Source organism: Streptomyces sp. CO7, from assembly GCF_053474865.1.
In genome coordinates this window covers 1-3,247 of record NZ_JBRIOU010000017.1, presented here as the reverse complement: position 1 = coordinate 3,247, position 3,247 = coordinate 1, and the positions used below count along the sequence as shown (strand labels likewise).

At 57.0% G+C, this 3,247-nt stretch carries 1 rRNA gene; it reads left to right on the top strand.

Annotation, left to right across the window (positions count from 1 at the left end):
• The first annotated feature begins 101 nt into the window (after nt 1–101).
• Nucleotides 102–3,225, top strand: a 23S ribosomal RNA gene (locus tag ACOV8S_RS30795).
• Nucleotides 3,226–3,247: the final 22 nt, after the last annotated feature.

Below are 3,247 nucleotides of genomic sequence, written 5' to 3'. Positions count from 1 at the left end.
GGTCGCCTTCAGTGCCGGCCCCAGTGAACTCGGGATGTAATCCCGGGGTGATGGGTGGCTGGTCGTTGTTTGAGAACTGCACAGTGGACGCGAGCATCTGTGGCCAAGTTTTTAAGGGCGCACGGTGGATGCCTTGGCACCAGGAACCGATGAAGGACGTGGGAGGCCGCGATAGTCCCCGGGGAGTCGTCAACCAGACTTTGATCCGGGGGTTTCCGAATGGGGAAACCCGGCAGTCGTCATGGGCTGTCACCCACTGCTGAACACATAGGCAGTGTGGAGGGAACGAGGGGAAGTGAAACATCTCAGTACCCTCAGGAAGAGAAAACAACCGTGATTCCGGGAGTAGTGGCGAGCGAAACTGGATTAGGCTAAACCTCAGGCGTGTGAGACCCGGCAGGGGTTGCGTTTGGGGGGTTGTGGGATCTCTCTTTTACGGTCTGCCGGCCGTGAGACGAGTCAGAAACCGTTGATGTAGACGAAGGACATGCGAAAGGTCCGGCGTAGAGGGTAAGACCCCCGTAGTCGAAACGTCAGCGGCTCGTTTGAGAGACACCCAAGTAGCACGGGGCCCGAGAAATCCCGTGTGAATCTGGCGGGACCACCCGCTAAGCCTAAATATTCCCTGGTGACCGATAGCGGATAGTACCGTGAGGGAATGGTGAAAAGTACCGCGGGAGCGGAGTGAAATAGTACCTGAAACCGTGTGCCTACAAGCCGTGGGAGCGTCGGAACAAGGCTTGCCTTGTTCTCGTGACTGCGTGCCTTTTGAAGAATGAGCCTGCGAGTTTGCGGTGTGTTGCGAGGTTAACCCGTGTGGGGAAGCCGTAGCGAAAGCGAGTCCGAATAGGGCGTTTCAGTAGCACGCTCAAGACCCGAAGCGGAGTGATCTAGCCATGGGCAGGTTGAAGCGGAGGTAAGACTTCGTGGAGGACCGAACCCACCAGGGTTGAAAACCTGGGGGATGACCTGTGGTTAGGGGTGAAAGGCCAATCAAACTCCGTGATAGCTGGTTCTCCCCGAAATGCATTTAGGTGCAGCGTCGTGTGTTTCTTGCCGGAGGTAGAGCACTGGATAGGCGATGGGCCCTACCGGGTTACTGACCTTAGCCAAACTCCGAATGCCGGTAAGTGAGAGCGCGGCAGTGAGACTGTGGGGGATAAGCTCCATGGTCGAGAGGGAAACAGCCCAGAGCATCGACTAAGGCCCCTAAGCGTACGCTAAGTGGGAAAGGATGTGGAGTCGCACAGACAACCAGGAGGTTGGCTTAGAAGCAGCCACCCTTGAAAGAGTGCGTAATAGCTCACTGGTCTAGTGATTCCGCGCCGACAATGTAGCGGGGCTCAAGCGTACCGCCGAAGTCGTGTCATTGCGATATATACCCCCAACGGGGATCGTGATGGGTAGGGGAGCGTCGTGTGCCGGGTGAAGCAGCCGCGGAAGCGAGTTGTGGACGGTTCACGAGTGAGAATGCAGGCATGAGTAGCGATACAAACGTGAGAAACGTTTGCGCCGATTGACCAAGGGTTCCTGGGTCAAGCTGATCTGCCCAGGGTAAGTCGGGACCTAAGGCGAGGCCGACAGGCGTAGTCGATGGATAACCGGTTGATATTCCGGTACCCGCTTTGAAGCGCCAAACATTGAATCCAGTGATGCTAAGCCCGTGAAGCCGCCCCTGATCTCTTCGGAGTGAGGGGGAGTGGTGGAGCCGGTGACCCGAGCTGGTAGTAGGTGAGTGATGGGGTGACGCAGGAAGGTAGTCCATCCCGGGCGGTGGTTGTCCCGGGGTAAGGGTGTAGGCCGTGCGGTAGGTAAATCCGTCGCACACTAGGGCTGAGACCTGATGCCGAGCCGATTGTGGTGAAGTGGATGATCCTATGCTGTCGAGAAAAGCCTCTAGCGAGTTTCATGGCGGCCCGTACCCTAAACCGACTCAGGTGGTCAGGTAGAGAATACCGAGGCGTTCGGGTGAACTATGGTTAAGGAACTCGGCAAAATGCCCCCGTAACTTCGGGAGAAGGGGGGCCATTTCCGGTGATGAGCTTCGCGCTCTGAGCTGGGGGTGGCCGCAGAGACCAGCGAGAAGCGACTGTTTACTAAAAACACAGGTCCGTGCGAAGCCGTAAGGCGATGTATACGGACTGACGCCTGCCCGGTGCTGGAACGTTAAGGGGACCGGTTAGCTGGCTTTCGAGCCGGCGAAGCTGAGAACTTAAGCGCCAGTAAACGGCGGTGGTAACTATAACCATCCTAAGGTAGCGAAATTCCTTGTCGGGTAAGTTCCGACCTGCACGAATGGCGTAACGACTTCTCGACTGTCTCAACCATAGGCCCGGTGAAATTGCACTACGAGTAAAGATGCTCGTTTCGCGCAGCAGGACGGAAAGACCCCGGGACCTTTACTACAGTTTGATATTGGTGTTCGGTTCGGCTTGTGTAGGATAGCTGGGAGACTTTGAAGCTCACACGCCAGTGTGGGTGGAGTCGTCGTTGAAATACCAGTCTGGTCGTGCTGGATGTCTAACCTGGGTCCGTGATCCGGATCAGGGACAGTGTCTGATGGGTAGTTTAACTGGGGCGGTTGCCTCCTAAAGAGTAACGGAGGCGCCCAAAGGTTCCCTCAGCCTGGTTGGCAATCAGGTGTTGAGTGTAAGTGCACAAGGGAGCTTGACTGTGAGACCGACGGGTCGAGCAGGGACGAAAGTCGGGACTAGTGATCCGGCGGTGGCTTGTGGAAGCGCCGTCGCTCAACGGATAAAAGGTACCCCGGGGATAACAGGCTGATCTTCCCCAAGAGTCCATATCGACGGGATGGTTTGGCACCTCGATGTCGGCTCGTCGCATCCTGGGGCTGGAGTCGGTCCCAAGGGTTGGGCTGTTCGCCCATTAAAGCGGTACGCGAGCTGGGTTTAGAACGTCGTGAGACAGTTCGGTCCCTATCCGCTGTGCGCGTAGGAGTCTTGAGAAGGGCTGTCCCTAGTACGAGAGGACCGGGACGGACGAACCTCTGGTGTGCCAGTTGTCCTGCCAAGGGCATGGCTGGTTGGCTACGTTCGGGAGGGATAACCGCTGAAAGCATCTAAGCGGGAAGCCTGCTTCGAGATGAGGACTCCCACCCACTTGATGGGGTAAGGCTCCCAGTAGACGACTGGGTTGATAGGCCAGATCTGGAAGCCCGGTAACGGGTGGAGGTGACTGGTACTAATAGGCCGAGGGCTTGTCCTCAGTTGCTCGCGTCCACTGTGTT